Below are 18,279 nucleotides of genomic sequence, written 5' to 3'. Positions count from 1 at the left end.
TTACCGAACGAGAAACCCTCTCATATCGAGTCGATCCATGCCCACCACGACCCCAAGAGACCGTAAGATACCATGAGCCGCTGGCAATATTTCGTCAAGCGGTTACTGCTCACCGTCCCGGTGTTGTTCGCCGTACTGACCTTCCTGTTCGTCATGCTCCGGGCGGGACCGATCGATCCGGTCGCCGCGCGGCTCGGCCCCCAAGCGGGCGCCGCGGACCGGGCGCAGCTCCGGGAGCGGCTGGGCCTCAACGATCCGCTGTGGGAACAGTACGTGGACTTCATCACCGACTTCATCACGTTCAACTTCGGTCAGTCGTGGGTGGTCCAGGCCGAGCGGGACATCCTCGACATCGCCATCAACGCCGCGCCGGCGACGCTCTGGCTGGGCTTCTGGGCGATCCTCCTGCCGCTTTTCATCGGGATCCCGCTCGGCTTCTACGCCGGGCTCAACCCCAACACCCTCGGCGACTACACGGCCTCCCTCGGCGGCATCATCTGGCAGGCGCTGCCGAACTTCTGGCTGTGCGTGATCGCGCTGGCGGTGCTCCGCCGGACCCGCAACGGCGGCGGACCGTTCGGCTTCGACTGGTACGCGTTCGGTCCGGACTTCGCGTCTCGGAACCTCAGCATCACCGGCACCCCGAGCCTCGAGTGGTTCTCGACCACCGACATCCTGTTCCTTCCGGTACCGTACGTCAGCGACTGGACCGCGCTCGCGATCGACATCAAGCTCATCCTCCCGGCGGCGATCATCCTCGGCTCGGCCTCGATGGCGGCGGAGCTTCGGATCGGGCGGACCGCAATGTTAGAGACGGTCAACTCGAACTTCGTCGAGACCGCGAAGGCGAAGGGACTCCCCGACCGCGTGATCGTCTGGAAGCACATCTTCCGGAACGCCCTCATTCCCCTGCTGCCGGTGATCACGAGCGAGGCGTTCCTGCTCATCGGCGGCTCCGTGATCGTCGAGCAGATCTTCAACATCAACGGGCTCGGGCGGATCTTCTTCCAGGCGCTCACGCAGGGTGACCTGCCGATGGCCGGGGCCCTGCTGTTCCTCTTCACGCTGATCATTCTGGGACTCAACATCCTCCAAGACTTCCTGTACACCGTCATCGATCCCCGCGTGGGGTACGACCAATGAGCACGAGACAGCGCGATTCCACGGACGGACTCGAGGAACCGGACGACGACAAGCTGCTCCGCGACCGCGTCCGGGAGAACCCGCGGCCGGCGATGGTGTGGCTCGCCGGGCTCGCGTTCCTGCTCCTGCTCGAGATCGGACGCGTGTTCGCCGGCGTCGGCCAGGCGTTCGGGATCGTCGGGTTCACCGTCGAGCTCCTCGCGGGCATCCCGACCTCCGTCGGCGATAACGTGGCGGGGACGCTCGGCTCCGCGGCCGGGTTCGTCGCGACTGCGATCACGGCGGTCCTGATGGCGTTCGCGGTCACGGTCCCCGTCTCCGCGAGCGTGCCGGACGCCGCGGTCGACATCCTCGGCCTCGACCTCTCCCGGCGGGGTCACCGGTGGGCGAAACGCGCCGAACTGACGTTCGTCGTCGTCGCCGCCGCGGGGCTCGTCGCGTACACCCCGGTCGGCGGCGCGTTCTCCGCGCTGATCGGCGCGATCACCGGCGGCGTCGACGCGCTCGCCTCCTCGCTCCCGTCGATCACGAGCCGGGAACTGATCCCGAACGCGGGGCACCGGCTGCCCGAGGGCGGCTGGGAGGGGACGTTCCTCGGCCTCTCGCCGGCCGCCGCGTGGGCGATCCGGACCGGGCTCGTCTTCGCGTACGCGACGACGGTCCTCGTCTGGCTGTGGCGCGGCTTCGACGTCTACCGGACCCACTACCGGCTCGCCGACTGGACGCCGCGAGACGACACGGTCCGCCGGTTCCGGAACAACTACTGGGGGCTGTTCGGCTTCGCGATCGTCTTCCTGTTCGTCGTGATGGCGCTGTGGGCCCCGGCCGTGAGCCCGGTCGAGGCGCAACACAACATCTACGAGCCCAACTCTCACGAGTTCCAGTACCTCGACGAGAACGGCGAGGTGACCTCGACCACGCACGTGTTCGCTAACCTCGACAGCCGCTCCGACGGGCAGAACACGATCGGACCGATGAGCTACGACGACTACAACCGGTGGGCGCCGTTGGGGACGACGAACAGGGGGCAAGACATGATGACGCACCTCTCGTACGGCGCTCGGACCTCGCTGGTCATCGGGATCACGGCGATCGGGCTCGGGGCGCTCATCGCGGTCGTCCTCTCGCTCCTCTCGTCGTACTACAAGGGGATCACCGACATCGTGACGGTGATGGCGAGCGACACCATCCAGGCCGTCCCGGCGCTGCTGCTCATCATGCTCGTCTCCGTCGTCTTCCAGGAGGCGAACCACCCGATCGCACAGCCGCTCGACGGCGGCCTCCTGTTGGCGCTCATCTTCGCGTTCGCCTACTGGCCGGGGATGTGGCGCTCGATACGCGGCCCCTCGCTGCAGGTGTCCGAACAGGAGTGGGTCGACGCCGCGAAGAGCTACGGCCAGACGCCCTTACAGACGATGCGCAAACACATGGCACCCTACATCGCCGGCTACATCCTGATCTACGGATCGCTGCTGATCGGCGGCGTCATCATCTCGACCGCCGCGCTGACCTTCCTCGGACTGGGGATCAACCCGCCGACCCCCGAGTGGGGACGGCTCATCGACGGCGGGCAGTCGTACGTCTCCACCTCCTCGTGGCACGTCGCGACGATCCCGGGCATCGCGATCGTCCTGGTCGTCGTCGCGTTCAACGCGCTCGGTGACGCGATCCGCGACGCGATCGATCCGGAGGCCGACGTCGACGAGAGCGAGGCCGCCGCCACCGGAGGTGGTGCGTGATGGCCGCCGACGAGCGGTCCGCGTCCGCGGCCGCGGCGACCGACGGGGCTCGCGACGACGATCCCCTCATCGACGTTCGGAACCTCCAGACCGCCTTCTTCACCGACAAGGAGACGATCCGCGCCGTCGACGGGATCGACTTCTCGATCGACTCCGGCCAGACGGTCGGCATCGTCGGCGAGAGCGGGAGCGGGAAAAGCGTCACCGCCCGCTCGCTGATGGGGCTGATCGAGTCGCCCGGGCGCGTGCTCCGCGGGAGTAGCGTCCGCTACCGCGACCTCGACGCGGTCCGCGAGTTCGCCCGGACGTTCGCGAAGCGAACGGTCGCCGTCGCGGACCTCGCCGAGCGGTACGACCCCGCGGAGGTGTTCGGCCGGACCGACGCGACCCCCGAGGAGTTCGGCTACGCCGACCCCGCCGACGTGCCCGTGGTCGACGTGGCCGCGGCCGGCTACACCGACGAGGTCGGGCTCACGGACGGCGACGAGTGCGTCTTCGTCCTCGACGGCGACGCCGGCTCGCCCGAGTCGATCCGCGACGGGTTCGTCGAGATCACTCGGCTCTCAGGTGAGGCCCAGCGCAAGATTCGGGGCGGCCGGATCGCGATGGTGTTCCAGGACCCCCTGACCAGCCTCAATCCGGTGTACACCGTCGGCAACCAGATCGAGGAGGCGCTGGAGCTCCACCAGGGGCTCTCCGGGAAGGCGGCGACGCAGGAGGCCGCGGAGCTGCTCGAAGCGGTCGGGATCCCGGACGCCCGGCGGCGGGTCAACGAGTACCCGCACCAGTTCTCCGGGGGGATGCGTCAGCGCGCCGTCATCGCGATGGCGCTGGCCTGCGAGCCAGACATGCTGATCTGCGACGAGCCGACCACCGCGCTCGACGTGACGATCCAGGCGCAGATCCTGGACCTGATCGCGGAGATCCAGGAGTCGCGGGACGTGGCGGTGATGTTCATCACCCACGACATGGGCGTGATCGCCGACGTCTCCGACCGAGTCAACGTGATGTACGCCGGCGAGATCGTCGAGTCCGCGGACGTGGAGCCGCTGTTCGCGGACCCGAAACACCCGTACACGAACGGGCTCCTCGACTCGATCCCGGGCGGACAGGTCGGCGACAAGCTGTCGACGATCGACGGCAACGTTCCGACGCCGAACGAGCCGGCGACGTACTGCCGGTTCGCGCCCCGGTGCCCCAAGGCGTTCGACGAGTGCGAGTCGGTCCACCCGGTCCCGACGCCGGTCGACGAGGAGACGGACGACCACACGGCGGCGTGCCTGTTGTACCCCGACGACGTCTCGACCGAGGAAGCCGTCGCGCGTCATCGGGGACGCGACCGACGAGGTGATCGAGAATGAGCCAGAACGCAGCTTCGACGACGACCGGCGATGAGGCGACGACCGCGTCCGACACGATGGTGAAGGTGCGGGACCTGAAGACGTACTACGACACCGGCGGCCTGCTCAGCGACCGTCCCGTCAAGGCCGTCGACGGCGTCAGCTTCGACATCAAGCGGGGCGAGACGCTGGGGCTCGTCGGCGAGTCCGGCTGCGGGAAGACCACCCTCGGTCGGACCCTCATCCAACTGGAGGAGGCGACGGACGGCGAGGTCCTGTTCGACGGCACCGACATCACGGAGCTTCGCGGCGACCAGCTCTACGAGTGGCGTCGGAACGCCCAGATGGTGTTCCAAGACCCGGACTCCAGCCTCAACGACCGGATGACGATCGGCGAGATCATCCGGGAGCCCCTCGACGTCCACGACTGGAAGACGCCCGCCGACCGCCGGAAGCGCGTCAAGTCCCTGTTGGACGAGGTCGGGCTCTCGCCCGAGCACTACTACCGGTACCCGCACCAGTTCTCGGGCGGACAGCGCCAGCGGATCGGTATCGCCCGGACGCTCGCGTTGAACCCCGAGTTCATCGTGCTCGACGAGCCGGTGAGCGCGCTCGACGTCTCGGTGCAGGCCGAGATCATCAACCTCCTCGAGGAGCTCCAAGACGAGTTCGACCTGACGTACCTGTTCATCGCGCACGACCTCTCGGTCGTCCGGCACATCTGCGACCGGGTCGCGGTGATGTACCTCGGCAACATCATGGAGATCGGTCCGACCGAGGAGCTGTTCACCGACCCCGCGAACCCGTACACGCACGCGCTCCTCTCGGCGATCCCGAAGCCCGATCCGACCGCGAGCCGCGACCGGATCACGCTCCACGGGACGCCGCCGAACCCGCGGTACCCGCCGACGGGCTGTCCGTTCAGCACGCGGTGTCCGGTCCGCATCCGGCCCGACGAGTACGAGGGCCTCGACGACGAGATCTGGACGGGGATCAACGGGCTCCGCGAGATCATCCGCGAGCGCATGCGCGCCGACCGCTCGATCCGGGAGCGGGTCCGCGAGCGGTTCGGGCTGGAGACCCGTTTCGCCACGATCGACGAGACGTACGACGAGCTGTTCGGCGGCCTCGCGGTGCCTGACGACGTCGAGCGCGTCCTCTCCGAGGTCACCGACGCCGCGGGCGCCCACGAGGAACGCGAGGCGCTCGACCGGCTCAACGCCGAGTTCGGGAGCGTCTGTGACGGCGTCGGTCCGGACGGCGACGGCGACCCCGTCGAGCCCGAGTACTACGAAGTGAGCGACAGCGGCCGTCTGAGCTACTGTCACCGCCACGCCGACGAGCACCGAGAGACGGCGGCCGTGCTCGACGACCGCAGCTAGCGATGGGTGTTCCCCGGTCGCTCTCGCTTCGCGCCCGCGCGTGGCTCGACGCGCTCGCGTACGCGCTGGCGCTGGCGGGCGCCGCGACGCTCGGGGCGGTGGCGCTCGGGCTCGCGACCGGCGGCGGGTTCGTCCGCGGGAAGTTCCTGGCGTTCGTCGCCGGATGGCTCCTCGTCGGCTACGCCACGGTGCGGCTGTGGCCGACCTCCGTCGACGACCTCGACGGACCGGCGGTGAGCGCGCGGGGCACGCGGCTCGAGGGGCTCGTGCGTGCGGTTCCGCCGGTCCGATGGATCCGGCTCCCGGCGCCGCCGGAGCGGGTCCGCGTCGCCGGAAAGGTGTTCCTCGCGGGCGTCGTCACGCTCGTGGGCTCGCTTCTGATGGAAACGGTCTTCGGCGTCGCCTGAGCGGGTCGAAAAGAGTTATCTTCCTCCCCCGACCAGTCGCACACAGCAATGGACCCCGAGGAGGACGCCTTCGTCCGTCAGCGACAGCGGTTCGGCGAGGAGCACATCACCGCGTGGGAGCAGACGCTCGAAGAGACCGACCTACTCGCGGAGGAACGCCGCGAGGACGGGTGGGAGACGACCGTCGTCATGGTCCCCCACACCGACACGGTCAGCCGGGACATGAAAGAGCACGACCGGTTCGGGCTGATGCACGTGGTCCCGAACAACTACGCCGACGCGTTCGTCGAGGCGTACGACGAGGAGGCGTTCTCCGAGTACCTCGTGTACGGGGACGCCATCGACGGGGTGATGTACGTCGCCATCGAGCTGATCGACCCGGAGGAAGAGCGGTCGATCCTCGTCCCGTGTAAGTACGACATGACGATGGCGGAGGGGATGACGCAGTCCGCCCTCGACGAGGGCGCGCTGTACAGCCACTTCAAGACCATCTCTGGAGAGACTCTCGGGCGGTTCCGCTACGAGGAGTTCGAGCCCCTCGTCGCGCCGCCGAACAAGGACGCCGCTACGAGCGTCGCCACCGTCGCTGACGCCCCGGACGACGGCGGCGCCTGACCGACCGGGTCACTCCTCGGAGCCGATTCCGTCGCGGACGCCGCCCTCGTTCCCGCCGTCTCGGTTCCCGGTGTCCTGATTCTCGTCGCCCTCGTTCCCGCCGTCCCCCCCGATCGACCGGACGGTCCCGACCCCCTTGCTCGACCCCTCGCGGAAGACGAACCGCTGGCCCTCCTCGATCAGGTACGGGCGGAACTTGAACCGGACCGCGGTCCGTCCCGTGTCGCCGGGGAGGAGCCGCCCCCCCTCGGGGGCGAAGACGGCCGCCTCGGAGACGGTCTCGACGTGGACGACGGGCTCGTACCCCTCTTGGATCCGCGTGGGGTGGTTCAGCACCATCACCTCGGCCTCGAACTCGCGGACCGGCCGGGGGTCGCTCCCGCGGGGCACCAGGGCCATCCCCCGCTCGATCTCCGCCTCGTCGACGCCCTTCAATGCGATCCCGACGATCCGGCCGGCCGTCGCCTTGTCGACCCGGTGGTAGTGCATCTCGATCGATCTGACCTCGACCTCGCGGAAGGAGCCGTCGGCCATCGGCCCGAGGAGGAGCTCGTCGCCGGCCTCCACCGTGCCGGAGTTGACCGTGCCGGACGCCACCGCGCCGACGCCGGTCACTTTGTAGCTGCGGTCGACGTACATCCGGAACGCCTCTCGGTCGGGCGTCGCCCGCTTCGGGAGCGCCTCGAACAGCCGGTCGAGCGTCTCGATCCCCGCCTTCGTCACCGCGCTGGTCCGGAGCAGGGGAACGACGCCGTCGCCGACCTCCGCGACCGCCGTGTCGATCCCGTGACGGTCGACCAAAAGCGGCGTCTGGCCGGCGTCTCGCAGCATCGACTCGGCCTCGCGCTCGACCTCGGCGAGCCGCTCGTCGGTCACGGCGTCCGCCTTCGTGATCGCGACGATCGTCGGCAGCTCCGTCGCCAGCAGGATCCCGAGGTGCTCGCGAGTGGTCTTCGTCGGGCCGTCGTCCGCGGCGACGACGAGGAGCCCGTAGTCGAGCTTCTGCCCGACGAGCCCGCGGATCGTCGTCCGCAGCCACGGCTCGTGGCCGACCGTGTCGACGAACGAGACCAGCCGGTCGGCCTCCTCGACGATCCGCGCGCGGTCGGACTTGCGGTGCGGGTTGTCCATCCGGACCGGCTCGGCGCCGCCGTCTTCGAACCCGTAGACGGCGTACGAGAGGTCGGCCGAGAGCCCCCGCTCGACCTCGTGCGGCTGGACGTCGAGGAAGCCGCGCGTGCCGCCCTGCCCGTCGTCGGCCCGACCGGTGACGAGCGTGCCGACGAGCGTCGACTTCCCGTGGTCGACGTGGCCGGCCGTGCCGATCACGAGGTGGTCGTCGTCCGTCTCGAACATCCCGCCGTCGCGGAGGGTGGCGAGTCCGACGAGCCCCGCGGCGCTCCCGTTCCCGTCGGAGCCGGCGCTCCACGTCTCCACGTCGGCGATGTGGGCGTCCGCCTCGTCTGCCAGAAGCGAGAGCACGTCCATCGTCTCGGAGAAGGCGTCGGGGGAGATCCCGGCCAGGCCGCCGTCGTCGGTGACGCCGAGGACGTAGGTCGCCTCCCCGTCGCCGGAGAGCACGCGGTGGCGGAGCTGGGCCACGAGCGACTCCATCCGGCCCTCAGCCAGGTGGACCTCGCGTGTCAGCCGCTCCTTGAACTCGATCTCGCCGCCGTCCCGTTCGCCGCGCTCGATGGCCCGCCGGAGGGCGGACCGGTCAGCGCTCATACCCGCTCGTAGGCGACAGCCGTGCTTAACGGTTTTCGTGCTATGGGTCCCCACGTCACGTGATCGGTACCGAGGAATGGGGAGCGGTCCGGACGGCTCCTCCCGTCCGGACCGCTCCCCGCTTCCCGCATGAACGCGCCCGCGACGCACCCTTTAAGCGATCGCCGGAGGGAACGGCTGTATGGACACATCGGTCCCCAGCGTCGCCGAACGGCGCGTTCACGTCGCGCCGCTCGGCCACGAGCGCGACCGGATCGTCGAGCCCCTCCGCCGCCACGGCGCGGACGTGGTCTACCTGCTCGCGGACGCCCCCGGTCGCGAGGCCGCCCGGGGGGCCGTGGACTTCGAGGCGGCTAACGCCGCGGACCCGGCCGACACCCGCGTCGACCTCGACCGGCTCACCGACTACCAGCGCGACGCCTGGACCGCGGCCGCCGAGTTCGCGTCGGTCCGCGCGCTCCCCGTCGAGCTCGCCGACGTGTACGACGTGCTCGGCGTGACGACGACGGTCGCCGCCCGCCACGGCGCCGGCGAGGACGACGGCGACCGGCTGTTCGCCAACGTCTCGACGGGACCTCGGATCGCCGCCGTCGGCGTCGCGATGGCGTGTATGATCGTCGGCGCCCGCCCCTACAGCGTCGAGCCCGAGCGCCACCGCCACGACGTGCGCGAGGAGCCGCTCACCGAGGGCGTCGAGCGCACCGTCGACCTCCCCTTATACCCGATGGACGCGCCGACGACCGACCAGGTCGCGGTGCTCGGCCGGCTCCTCGACCGCGACGACGACAACGTGACGACCGACAAGTGGAACCTGATCGAGTGGGCGCGCGAGCGCGACCTCGCGTTCCTCCGCGAGGCGGGCGCGAGCCGGACGGCGAAGTACCGCGCGCTGGAGACGCACGTGCTCTCGCCCCTCCGCGACCGCGGCTACGTCGAGCTGGAGGACGTGGGCCGATCGGACACCGTCCGGCTCACGGAGACCGGCCGCCGCGTCTTCTTCGCGTTCCAGCACAAGCTCGGCGGGGAGTGAGCGCAGCACGCGCGTTGCGGTTCCTCAGACCGGAACGAATTGTACGCTTTATCCGGACTATACACGGCTAACGTAGAAACGGGAATCGCCCCTCGATCCAGACGCGTGACGCCCGCCGGGCGGTCGCGGCACTCCCTCTGCCCTCCGCGCCCTCCCTCTCGCCCGCCGTCGGTCACCGGCCGTCGTCGCCCCCTCGGCGACGGTCGATCGCCGTCGGCGTCGCCGCCGTCGGGTTCCCCACCGGCGGCCCCCGCTGACGCCGCCGCGCTCGCCCGCGGACCGTCACGAAACGGCGGCTTCGCCGTCGTTCTCGCGTTGCGTTCCCGTTTTCTACTCGCCGCCCCGCCGACGCGAACCCACAGGCTTAGCACGCCGCCGACGCAGGACGGAAACGATGGACGCCGTCGAGAAGTACCAGTCGGCCCTCGTCCTCGCCGCCGTCGCGGTCGGGGTCGCGGCCGGACAGATCGACGGCGTCGCGCCCGTCGCGGACCGGCTCATCGTCCCGTTCCTGATGGTCATGCTGTTCGCCGCGTTCGTGGGGATCCCGCTGTCCCGGCTCCGGGAGGCGTTCGGGAACCGCCGGGTCGCGGGGTCGAGCTTACTCGTCAACTTCGTGTGGAGTCCCCTGCTCGCGGTCGGGCTCGGCGCGGTTTTCCTCCGCGATCAGCCCGCGCTCTGGGTCGGGCTCATCATGCTCCTCGTGACGCCGTGTACCGACTGGTACCTCGTGTTCACCGACCTCGCCGACGGCGACGTGCCGCTCGCGACCTCCCTGCTGCCGTACAACCTCGTCCTCCAACTGGTGTTGCTCCCGGTGTACCTCTACGCCTTCGCGGGGGCGCTCGTCGACCTGCCGCTCGCCCTCCTCGCGGAGAGCGTCCTGCTCGTCCTCGTCGTCCCGCTCCTTCTCGGCGGCGTCGCCCGCCGGGGCCTCACCCGGGCGAAGGGGGAGACGTGGTTCAGGGAGCGATTCCTGCCGCGGCTGAGCCCGGTCCAGATGGTCTTTCTGGCGCTCGCTATCGGGGCGATGTTCGCGTCGCAGGGCGGGGTGATCGTCGAGAACCCCCGCCTGTTGGCGCTGATGGCGGTCCCGGTCGCGCTGTTCTACGCGATCAACCTCGGGGTCGGGTTCGCCGCCGGCCGCCTGCTCGACTTCTCGTACGGCGAGTTGGTCTGTTTCAACAACACAATCCTCTCGCGGAACTCGCCCACCGCGCTCGCCATCGCCGTCGTCGCGTTCCCGAACGAGCCGTTGATCGCGCTGGCGCTCGTGATCGGGCCGCTGCTCGAACTGCCGCTCTTGGGCGTCATCTCGCAGGTCCACCTCGCGGTCAGAGGCCGGTGGACGGCCGGTTTCGACGCCTCACGGTCCGATCGGTAGACCGATAGCTCGCGCTCGTCGGTTTCGACTCGCGGTACAGAAGCTGACGATCGCTCCGATCACTCCACGGTCGGGTCGATCTCCGGTCTCACTCGTCGGTCAGGTCCACGTACGTCCGGCGGACGGTCACGGGCGTCACGTCGGCGGCGTCGGCGGCCTCCTGCTGGGTGCACTCCGCGCCAAGCTCGCGGGCCGCGGTGTACAGGCAGGCGGCGGCGACCCCGACCGGGTTGCGGCCGTTCGCGATCCCCTCCTCGACGGCGCGCTCGGCCAGCTCGCCGGCGCGGCGCTCCACGTCGGCGCCGCAGTCGAGGTCGCTGGCGAACCGCGGGAGGTATTCGGCCGGGCCGGTCGGCGCGATCGGTAGCCCGAGCTCCCGGTTCATCGCGTCGAAGGCGGCCTGATGCTCGTCCTCCGTCGCCTTCGCCTCGGCGCAGATCTCGCCGACGGTCCGGGCCACGTCGGCGGTGCGGCAGGCGACGTACAGGCAGGCGGCCGCGAAGCCCTCCAGCGACCGGCCGCGGAGCAGGCTCTCCTCCTGCGCGGAGTCGAACAGCGTGCAGGCCGTGTCCCGGACGCTGTCGGGAAGCCCCAAGGCGCCGGTGAGCCGCCGGATCTCAGTGTACGCGTACACCTTGTTGCGGTCGCGCTTCGTCGAGATCTGCGCGCGGTTGTGCTGGGTCCGCATCCGGGCGAGCCGCCGGCGCTTGCGCCCCTTCACCTTCGTCGACCGACCGATCTCCGTCGAGAGCCCGCGGTCGTGGCGCGAGCGCGTCAGCGGCGCGCCGGTGCGCTTGGGGTTCGTGTCGTCGTCGGCGAACGACCGCCACTCGGGACCGTGGTCGATCCGGTCGGCCTCGACGACGAGCCCGCAGTCGGTGCAGACGCGCTCCGCGCTGTCGGCGCGGGTCCGACCGCCGCACTCGGGACAGGTCTCGCGGGCGGCGGTCTCGTCGACGGCCGCGGTCTCGTCCGCGTCGGTCGCTGCGGCGCGGTCGGCGGTTTCGGTTCGGTCGGCCGTTTCGGCGCGGTCCGCGGTCGCGGCGCGGTCCGCGGTCGCGGCGTCGTCGGTCTCGGCGCGGGGCGAACGGGTCTGGGTCGAGCGTGCCTCACTCATCACACGTCGAACTCGGGCCCGATGCCTTACTTAAACCCGGGAGAATTCGGGGTCGATTGGCCGGATCGGCGCGCTCGAACCGACCGGTAACCGATCGGTGGTTTTTGAGATTACCCTGCTGCAGTACGGTGGTTTTAACCACTCGGACAAGCGAGGTGTTCGCATGACGCTGTCGGAGATCGCGGACGGCCTCGAAGTGACCGCGAGCCAGCGCGACCGCGGGGTCGCCGTCGCGGACGACACGGAGACGCCGCTCGCCGACCGGCTCGCGGAGCACGCGGACGACCTCCCGTGCACGCCCGAGGCGACGGCCACGCTCGTCGACGCTTACACCGCCGGCCGGAGCGTCGGCGACGCCGCCCGCGAGGCCGGCGTGACGCCGATGACGGGCGCGAAGGCGCTCCACCGCTGCGGCGTCGAGGGCGTCTGTCCCCTCGCGCCGAGCCGCCGGGGCGCGGTCCGCGATTGGCTGGACGGTCGGCTCGCACGCAGCGAGGCGGTCGCGCTCGCGGGCGGCGATGAGGCGGAGTTCGCGCTGGCGACGTACGTCGAGACGCACGACCCGCCCGCCGCCGTCGCCGAGGCAGTCGACGCCCACGTCGCCGGCTCCGCCCCGCTCGGCGGCTCCGGCGGCTCCACCGGCTCGGCCGGATCCGCCCGCGGCGACGATGACGCGCTCGGCGGCGCGCTCGGATCGCCCGACGGGCTCCGCTGAGTGGCGCGCTCTTCCGCCGTTTCTCCTCGCTTCCTCTCCGTTTCTCTCCGCCCCGCTCAGGGGGTCAGGCGATCAACCAGCCCGGGCTCCTCGAACTCGATCCCGACCGTCGCGTCGAAGGCGTCCTCGAACGCCGCCGCGACGGCGCGCGCGTACTCTCCCTCCCCCGTCGCCGCCGTCGGCGCGCTCGCGACCTCCGGATCGGTCGGCGGGAGGCGGACGTCGGCGTCGCTCTCCGTTCCCGCCTCACCGTCCTCGCCGTCGACGCCCCGTGCCACCGCGATCGACCGGTCCACCCCGGCGCCCACGTCGGCGACGCGGCCGCGGAGCCGCTGGAGGGCGTCGCGCCCGTGCGTCGTCGCCGGGAACACCGCCGCCGTCCGGTCCGCGGCGGTGACTCCCGCGACAGCCTCGTTCGAGCCGACCGGCGCGGCGTCGACGATCACGGCGTCGTAGTTCGTCGCGGCCTCGTCGATCCGCCGTTCGAGCTTCCGGGCCGCCTCCGCGGTCTTCGCCCGCGCGACCCGCTCGAAGGGCGCGCGGGCCGGGGTCGCGTCGACGCGACCCGGGAGGGCCGGGGTGTCGTCGGCATCGGTGGCGCCCCCGCGGTCCGCGGCGATCGGATAGGTCGCCGCCGACAGCGACGCGCCGGCCTCGTCGGTGACGAGCGCCGTGAGGTCGGTCCCGATCCGGCCGGAGACGTACTCGGAGAGGCCCTGCGTCGTGAACGCGGCGTCGACGACCGCCACGTCGCGGCCGTCCCGCGCGCCGAGTGCCGCCAGTTCGACCGCGGTTCGCGTCGTCCCCGCGCCGCCGGTCGCCCCGACGAGCGCGAGCGTCGTCGCCTGCATGCTCCCGCCTCCCGCCGTCCGATTCTTAAGGGCCGCGAAGGCCGGCGAGAGCGGGGGCCTCCGGGGGCCGTGCCCGTCAGCCGTCGAGCGCGGCCGACACGTCCGCCGCGATCGCGTCCAGCTCGTCGTCGGAGAGGTCGGGCCGGTCGCCGCCGACCGCGTGGAGGGGCGCGCCGCCGTCGCCCTCGAACCGCGGGATGATGTGAACGTGGACGTGCGGGACCTCCTGTCCGGCCGCCTCGCCGTCGTTGATCCCGACGTTGGCGCCGTCGGCGTCGACGGCGGCCTGCACGCGCGGCGTGAGCTCCGTCACGGCCGCGAAGAGGTCGCTCGCGAGGCCGTCGTCGAGGTCGCCGACGTGTTGCGCGTGCGACTTCGGGATCACGAGGGTGTGCCCGCGCGCGAGCGGATTGGCGTCGAGGAACGCCAGCACGTCGTCGGTCTCGTGGACGGTCCGGGCCGGGATGTCGCCGTCGACGATCGAACAGAAGATGCAGTCTGCGGACATACGCGGTGGGTCGTCGCCGCGACCCATCAAGGTTTCCCGGCGCGCGGCGAGCGCGGTCCGGCGCCCGACCCGCGGCGGCCCGCGGTCCGGCGACCGGCTCGCCCCGCGGGCTACCTCTCCTCCTTCTCTTTCTCCTGCTTCCGTTCCTCCTCCTGTTTCCCCTCTTTCTCCTTTTGCTGCCCTTCCTGCTCACCTTCCTCCTCGTCCCCGCGGACGGTCCCGCCGACGACCAGCGCCGCCCCGATGATCACGAGGTTCTTGACGATGTACTGCCCCTCCACGGTCAGTTCGTGGGGGAACGTGGCGAACACGACGTCCGGGAGCAACACCACCGGGAGGAAGGTCCCCGGCATCTGGAGGAACAGGAGCAGGATGCCGACCCGGATCAGCGGGCGGTACAGCAGGCACAGTCCGATGAGCACCTCCCAGACGCCCAAGATCGGGACGAACACCTCCGCCGGAACCACGTACACGGTCGCGGCGACGAGGTCCGCGGCCGGGCTCCCGCCGATCACCTTCAGCCCGCCGAACCAGACGAAGACGACACCGAGCGCGACGCGCAGCGCCGGGATCCCGAGCCGGTTCATCCGCCGCGTTATCTCGCGGTCGACCCGGTCGAACCGCTCCCGGACCGCACGGAGCCTCTCCCCGTCTGTCGAGTCGCCGTCGGCGGTCTCCGGTGACGCCATGATCCCTCTCGTGTCTCGGGACCAGAAACAAAAAACCTCGGCAGGAGCGTTGACGCCGGGGAGACCGTCGTTCCCTCGGGATCGGCCTCCGGGTGATGCCGTTCGGGACGAGCCTCGCTCGTCGACCCGCCGGAGGGGACCCTCACCCCTCGACGTCGGGGAACGGCACCTCGATCAGGTCGCCGTCGTCGGGGAGGAGACACTCGCCGTCGAACGCCTCCCGCGCCTCGCGGCGGATCGGCGAGGCGTCCGCGGCGTACCGCGAGGAGATGTGCACTAACGCGAGCCGCTTCGCGCCGGCGCGCTCGGCGACCGATCCGGCCTCCCGGCCCGTTGAGTGGGCAGTGTCGCGGGCGCGGTCCGCCATGTCGTCGGCGAAGGTGGCGTCGTGGACGAGCAGGTCGGCGTCCGCCGCGGCCTCGACGGTCCCCTCCCGCGGGCGGGTATCGGCGGTGTAGACGAGCTTCCGGCCGGGCCGCGGCGGCCCGACCACCTGGTCGGGCTCGACGACTGACCCGTCCTCTGCTTCCACCGGCTCGCCCGCGTGAAGCCGCCCGAACTTCGGCCCGACGGGGACGCCGAGTTCCTCGGCCTTCGGCCGGTCGAACCGGCCGGGGCGGTCGTCCTCCTCCAGGACGTATCCCTGCGAGACGGTCCGGTGGACCGTCTCGAACGCGCGGACCTCGTAGCCGTCGGCGTCGAGCGCGACCTCGCCGGGCGAGACCTCCTCGATCCGGATCCGGAACGCGGGGTCGTGCCCGACCGCGTGCACCAGGTCGCGGAGGTCGTCTCCGGTCCCCGGCGGGCAGTGGATCGTCAGGGGCTCCGTCCGGTCGTTGAACCCGAGCGTCTGGACCAGCCCCGGAATCCCGAGGACGTGGTCGCCGTGGAGGTGCGAGACGAACAGGTGGTCGATCCCGAACCCGGTCCCGTGCCGCATCATGCCGCGCTGCGTGCCCTCTCCGCAGTCGAACAGGAGGCGGTCGCCCTCGCGGTTGACGAACAGTGCGCTCGGTGCGCGCTCGGTGGTGGGGACGGCGCCGCCCGTCCCGAGGAACGTGACGCGAAGGGACATACACGGGTGTGGGAGCGGGGTTTGTAAACCGGTATCGATGAGAGGGCGCCCGGGAGGCCGGCGAGTAGCGACGCTCCCGATCGCCGCGAGCCGCCGGCGACACCGACATGTGTCCGCCGACCCGAACCCGACCGTGCACGACTCGATCGCCGCGCTGGTCGGACAGGAAGGGTGGCGCGCCGAGGGCGACGCGGCCCGCGTCCACTACGACGGCGGGGGCGACCGGTTCGCCGTGGAGTTCTACGCCGACGCGGAGCGCGTCCTCTACTGGACGGTGCCGACCGCAGGGCCGGACGCGGACCTCGACTCGGACGCGACTGACTCGGACGCGGGCACGTCCACGGCCGCCCCCGTTCCCCGCGAGCGGGTTCCCGACCCCCTCCGGCGGCGCATCCGCGAGGATCTGGACGCCGCCGGCGTCGACCCGGACGTGGAGCGCCGCGCGGTGTGACCCGCGTCCGAAACCGCGTCCCGCCCCCCGGAGTTGCTCCGTTTCGATCCTCCGATCTCCCGTTCTGGCGCCCGTTACCGGAGATTTCCGCCGATGCATTTCGGTTCGAAGGAAACCTATTTGCCGCGCGATACGATAAGAAAGGCTAATGAGTAGCGTCGAATGGGAGGAAGACGACCCCTTCGAGGAACAGCGGGACAAGATCGAGAACCCGATGAAACGGCTGTTCCTCGCGTACGGTCGCGACTACCTCCCGCAGGTCACCGTCGGCATCCTCGCCAGCGTCTTCGCGCGGCTCCTGGACCTCCTCCCGCCGCTCATGCTCGGGATCGCCATCGACGCCGTGTTCTACGAGGACGCGCCCTTCAGCGAGCAGATCCCGCTCGTCCTCTTACCCGACGCGTGGCTCCCGACGGGACAGACCGAGCAGTTCTGGTTCACCATCGCCGTCATCGGCGGCGCGTTCGGCATCGGGGCCGCCTTCCACTGGATCCGCAACTGGGGGTTCAACGCCTTCGCGCAGAACATCCAGCACGACGTGCGGACCGACACCTACGACAAGATGCAGCGGCTCAACATGGAGTTCTTCTCCGACAAGCAGACGGGGGAGATGATGTCCATCCTCTCGAACGACGTGAACCGCCTCGAACGGTTCCTGAACGACGGGATGAACTCCCTGTTCCGGCTGTCCGTGATGGTCGTCGGCATCGGCGTGCTGCTCTTCTGGATCAACTGGCAGCTCGCCTTGGTCGCGCTCCTCCCGGTGCCGATCATCGGCGGGTTCACCTACATCTTCATCAAGACGATCCAGCCGAAGTACGCGGAGGTCAGGTCGTCGGTCGGGAAGATGAACTCCCGGCTGGAGAACAACCTCGGGGGCATTCAGGTGATCAAGTCGTCGAACACGGAGCCGTACGAGTCCGACCGCGTCGACGACGTGTCGATGGACTACTTCGACGCCAACTGGGACGCGATCAAGACCCGGATCAAGTTCTTCCCCGGGCTCCGCGTGCTCGCCGGTATCGGCTTCGTGGTCACGTTCATCGTCGGCGGGCTGTGGGTGTTCCAGGACGCGCCGCCGGGCCCGTTCACCGGCGACCTCTCGGTCGGGATGTTCGTCGTCTTCATCCTCTACACGCAGCGGTTCATCTGGCCGATGGCGCAGTTCGGGCAGATCATCAACATGTACCAGCGCGCCCGCGCCTCCTCGGCGCGGATCTTCGGGCTGATGGACGAGCCCTCGCGGCTCGCCGAGGACCCCGACGCCGAGGACCTCGTCGTCGGCGACGGCGACGTGGTCTACGACGACGTGAGCTTCGGGTACGACGAGGAGACCATCGTCTCCGACATCGACTTCGAGGTCGAGGGCGGCGAGACCCTCGCCTTAGTCGGCCCGACCGGCGCCGGGAAGTCCACGGTGCTCAAGCTGCTGCTCCGGATGTACGACGTCGACGAGGGGTCCATCCGGATTGACGGACAGGACGTGCGCGACGTGACGCTGAAGTCGCTCCGCCGGTCGATCGGCTACGTCGGCCAGTCGTCGTACCTGTTCTACGGCACCATCCGCGAGAACATCACCTACGGCACCTTCGAGGCGACCGACGAGGAGGTCCGCGAGGCCGCGCGGGCCGCGGAGGCCCACGAGTTCATCGAGAACCTCCCCGACGGCTACGACACGATGGTCGGCGAGCGCGGCGTGAAGCTCTCGGGGGGCCAGCGCCAGCGCGTCACCATCGCGCGGGCGGTGCTGAAGGACCCCGACCTCCTCATCCTCGACGAGGCGACCTCGGACGTGGACACCGAGACGGAGATGCTGATCCAGCGCTCGCTGGACCGGCTCACCGCCGACCGCACCACGTTCGCGATCGCGCACCGCCTCTCGACGATCAAGGACGCGGACACCATCCTCGTGTTGGAGGGCGGCGAGGTCGTCGAGCGCGGCACCCACGAGGAGCTGTTGGACAACGGCGGGCTGTACGCGCACCTCTGGGGCGTGCAGGCCGGCGAGATCGACGAGCTCCCGCAGGAGTTCATCGACCGCGCGCAGGAGCGCACCGCGCGCCTGATCGAGAACGCCGAGAGCGACGACGACTGAGGCGCCGAGA

The 18,279-nt window shown here is 70.3% G+C and carries 16 protein-coding genes and 1 pseudogene; 11 read left to right on the top strand and 6 right to left on the bottom strand.

Going from position 1 to position 18,279, the window contains the following annotated elements:
* The first annotated feature begins 72 nt into the window (after positions 1-72).
* From CK500_RS02350 to CK500_RS02325, 6 genes are read left to right on the top strand one after another with little or no spacing between them, the layout of a single operon-like run.
* Complete coding sequence (locus CK500_RS02350; RefSeq protein WP_095635642.1) at positions 73-1,143, top strand: ABC transporter permease; 1,071 nt, start codon at positions 73-75, stop codon at positions 1,141-1,143.
* The gene (locus CK500_RS02345; RefSeq protein WP_095635641.1) at positions 1,140-2,882 is read left to right on the top strand and encodes an ABC transporter permease; all 1,743 of its coding nucleotides are present in this window, start codon (positions 1,140-1,142) and stop codon (positions 2,880-2,882) included. The genes CK500_RS02350 and CK500_RS02345 overlap by 4 nt, the downstream gene beginning before the upstream one ends.
* Complete coding sequence (locus CK500_RS02340) at positions 2,882-4,243, top strand: ABC transporter ATP-binding protein (protein WP_095635640.1); 1,362 nt, start codon at positions 2,882-2,884, stop codon at positions 4,241-4,243. Before CK500_RS02345 ends, CK500_RS02340 begins: the two co-directional genes overlap by 1 nt.
* A complete protein-coding gene (locus tag CK500_RS02335) occupies positions 4,240-5,604 on the top strand; it encodes an ABC transporter ATP-binding protein (protein ID WP_095635639.1) in 1,365 nt (454 codons plus the stop codon). Before CK500_RS02340 ends, CK500_RS02335 begins: the two co-directional genes overlap by 4 nt.
* Before the next feature lie 2 nt (positions 5,605-5,606).
* Positions 5,607-6,011, top strand: a complete 405-nt coding sequence (locus CK500_RS02330; RefSeq protein WP_095635638.1) for a DUF7555 family protein — start codon at positions 5,607-5,609, stop codon at positions 6,009-6,011.
* Between the two features lie 48 nt (positions 6,012-6,059).
* Complete coding sequence (locus CK500_RS02325; RefSeq protein ID WP_095635637.1) at positions 6,060-6,626, top strand: DUF7529 family protein; 567 nt, start codon at positions 6,060-6,062, stop codon at positions 6,624-6,626.
* Between the two features lie 9 nt (positions 6,627-6,635).
* Here CK500_RS02325 and CK500_RS02320 read toward each other — a convergent pair whose 3' ends face one another.
* Positions 6,636-8,354, bottom strand: coding sequence for a GTPBP1 family GTP-binding protein (locus CK500_RS02320; protein WP_233138647.1), 1,719 nt, complete (start codon positions 8,352-8,354; stop codon positions 6,636-6,638).
* Between the two features lie 181 nt (positions 8,355-8,535).
* Between CK500_RS02320 and CK500_RS02315 the strand changes: the two genes are divergently transcribed.
* Together CK500_RS02315 and CK500_RS02310 are read left to right on the top strand one after the other, a co-directional pair.
* Complete coding sequence (locus CK500_RS02315) at positions 8,536-9,384, top strand: HFX_2341 family transcriptional regulator domain-containing protein (protein ID WP_095635636.1); 849 nt, start codon at positions 8,536-8,538, stop codon at positions 9,382-9,384.
* A gap of 394 nt (positions 9,385-9,778) precedes the next feature.
* A complete protein-coding gene (locus tag CK500_RS02310; protein ID WP_095635635.1) occupies positions 9,779-10,768 on the top strand; it encodes an arsenic resistance protein in 990 nt (329 codons plus the stop codon).
* 88 nt (positions 10,769-10,856) lie between these two features.
* Here CK500_RS02310 and CK500_RS02305 read toward each other — a convergent pair whose 3' ends face one another.
* Positions 10,857-11,885 carry a transcription initiation factor IIB gene (locus CK500_RS02305; protein WP_095635634.1) on the bottom strand — a complete coding sequence of 343 codons (1,029 nt, stop codon included), beginning with the start codon at positions 11,883-11,885 and terminating at the stop codon, positions 10,857-10,859.
* A gap of 163 nt (positions 11,886-12,048) precedes the next feature.
* Here CK500_RS02305 and CK500_RS02300 point away from each other — a divergent pair, with 163 nt between their 5' ends.
* The gene (locus CK500_RS02300) at positions 12,049-12,600 is read left to right on the top strand and encodes a DUF7858 family protein (protein ID WP_095635633.1); all 552 of its coding nucleotides are present in this window, start codon (positions 12,049-12,051) and stop codon (positions 12,598-12,600) included.
* 56 nt (positions 12,601-12,656) lie between these two features.
* Here the strand turns inward: CK500_RS02300 and CK500_RS02295 are convergent, their stop codons facing one another.
* From CK500_RS02295 to rnz, 4 genes and pseudogenes are all read right to left on the bottom strand, one after another.
* Positions 12,657-13,451 (bottom strand): AAA family ATPase, encoded by a 795-nt coding sequence (locus CK500_RS02295; RefSeq protein WP_095635632.1) that lies wholly within the window; start codon positions 13,449-13,451, stop codon positions 12,657-12,659.
* A gap of 76 nt (positions 13,452-13,527) precedes the next feature.
* Positions 13,528-13,959 carry an HIT family protein gene (locus CK500_RS02290; RefSeq protein WP_095635631.1) on the bottom strand — a complete coding sequence of 144 codons (432 nt, stop codon included), beginning with the start codon at positions 13,957-13,959 and terminating at the stop codon, positions 13,528-13,530.
* A 194-nt stretch (positions 13,960-14,153) separates the two neighbouring features.
* Positions 14,154-14,648, bottom strand: a pseudogene (locus CK500_RS02285) (hypothetical protein); the annotation flags it as partial.
* Positions 14,649-14,790: 142 nt separating this feature from the next.
* Positions 14,791-15,723 carry a ribonuclease Z gene (gene rnz / locus CK500_RS02280; protein ID WP_095635629.1) on the bottom strand — a complete coding sequence of 311 codons (933 nt, stop codon included), beginning with the start codon at positions 15,721-15,723 and terminating at the stop codon, positions 14,791-14,793.
* Positions 15,724-15,856: 133 nt separating this feature from the next.
* Between rnz and CK500_RS02275 the strand changes: the two genes are divergently transcribed.
* Both CK500_RS02275 and CK500_RS02270 read left to right on the top strand, forming a co-directional pair.
* Positions 15,857-16,174: a DUF7538 family protein gene (locus CK500_RS02275; RefSeq protein ID WP_095635724.1), complete on the top strand. Its 318-nt coding sequence runs from the start codon at positions 15,857-15,859 to the stop codon at positions 16,172-16,174.
* A 148-nt stretch (positions 16,175-16,322) separates the two neighbouring features.
* Positions 16,323-18,269: an ABC transporter ATP-binding protein gene (locus CK500_RS02270; protein ID WP_095635628.1), complete on the top strand. Its 1,947-nt coding sequence runs from the start codon at positions 16,323-16,325 to the stop codon at positions 18,267-18,269.
* The last annotated feature ends 10 nt before the right edge of the window (positions 18,270-18,279 follow it).

This window comes from Halorubrum salipaludis (assembly GCF_002286985.1).
Lineage (GTDB): Archaea > Halobacteriota > Halobacteria > Halobacteriales > Haloferacaceae > Halorubrum > Halorubrum salipaludis.
This window is presented reverse-complemented; position numbering and strand designations above follow the sequence as displayed.